Here is a 1,561-nt window from a genome sequence, read left to right on the forward strand (position 1 = left end):
CAGGCTGTCGAGAAAGTCTCGACGGCCTTCTTTATGTGATCTTGATTTCACACGACACCGCGTTAATGTTATATAATATAGGTAACTATTTATAGAACGGATGGTGTGTCAGCATGCTGCGTTCCAATCGAGAAAAACAACAAACTTATGAATTTGTTTCCATCGAAGATTTAGTTCCTCAAGACCACTTACTTCGCAAGGTAGATACATATATTGATTTTTCGTTTATCGATAAGAAGATTAAATCGCTGTACTGCTCGGATAACGGACGCCCAGCGATTGATCCCGTCGTGTTGTTCAAGATGATTTTCCTGGGGTACTTCTACGGCATTCGTTCCGAACGTCAGTTAGAACGTGAGGTCCAAACGAATGTAGCTTACCGTTGGTTTCTCGGGCTGGGGCTGACTGACAAGGTCCCAGACCACTCCACCATTAGCTGGAACCGGCGAACTCGATTTAAAGATACGAACATTTTTCAGGATATTTTCGACGAGATTGTTCTCCAGGCGATTTCGCACCGGATGGTGGGCGGACGAGTCCTTGCCACCGACTCTACTCACGTCAAGGCAAATGCGAATAAACACCAATACACGAAACAACAGGTGCTGCAAAATACCAAAGATTATGTGGATGAGCTTAACGCCGCCGTAGAAGCAGACCGGAAGAACCATGGAAAAAAGCCCTGAAACCTAGAGAGGAAGTGAACGAAGAAAAAGAAATTAAAGTGAGCAAAACCGATCCCGACAGCGGATACATGATCCGCGACGGTAAACCGGAAGGCTTTTTTTATCTGGACCACCGGACGGTAGATATGAAATACAATCTCATTACGGATGTCCATGTCACGCCCGGAAATGTCCATGATTCCGTGCCGTATTTGTCGCGTCTGGACCGCCAGCAGGAACGTTTTGGATTTCAAGTGGAAGCCATTGCTCTAGATTCAGGGTATTTAACAACACCGATTTGTCGCGGTCTGCAAAGCCGAAAGATTTTTGCCGTTATTGCTCACCGGAGATTCCATTCCAAGCAAGGATTGTTTCCAAAATGGAAGTTTTCGTTTGACGCTGAGCGAGAGGTGTACGTCTGTCCGGCCGGCCACGAACTGAAGTACCGGACGACGGACCGTAAAGGCTACCAGCAGTATGCGTCAGATCCAGAGCACTGTAAGAGTTGTCCGTTTTTAAACGAGTGTACGCAGTCCAAAAACCACCGAAAAGTGGTGACCCGGCATGTCTGGGAGGACAGCAAGGATTGGGTCCGGAACAACCGGCTCAGCAAGTCGGGCAAGCAGTTGTACCGCAAACGAAAAGAAACGATTGAGCGAAGCTTCGCGGATGCTAAAGAGCTCCATGGGTTTCGCTATTGCCGGTTGCGCGGACTGCCAAATGTCAGGGAACAAGCGCTGATGACGGCAGCCGTACAGAACATGAAGAAGATGGCGATCCACCTGGATCGCCGGGAAAAACGGGGGTAACCCCCTCGTTTTCCCGCGCGCACGCCGACATTGAAACACAAAAGAAACCCAAGGCCATTAAAAGACCTGGGTTTCTCGACACTCTGA

Annotated in this window: 1 protein-coding gene; it reads left to right on the forward strand. The window is 48.5% G+C overall.

From position 1 onward, the window contains the following. Positions 1-113: 113 nt before the first annotated feature. A protein-coding gene (locus AC0LWN_RS32570; RefSeq protein WP_474672736.1) for an IS1182 family transposase occupies positions 114-1,474 on the forward strand; the annotation gives its coding sequence in 2 pieces (ribosomal slippage) (positions 114-684 and positions 684-1,474; 1,362 coding nt in all). Positions 1,475-1,561 lie beyond the last annotated feature (87 nt).

The organism is Paenibacillus sp. sgz302115 (assembly GCF_056120445.1).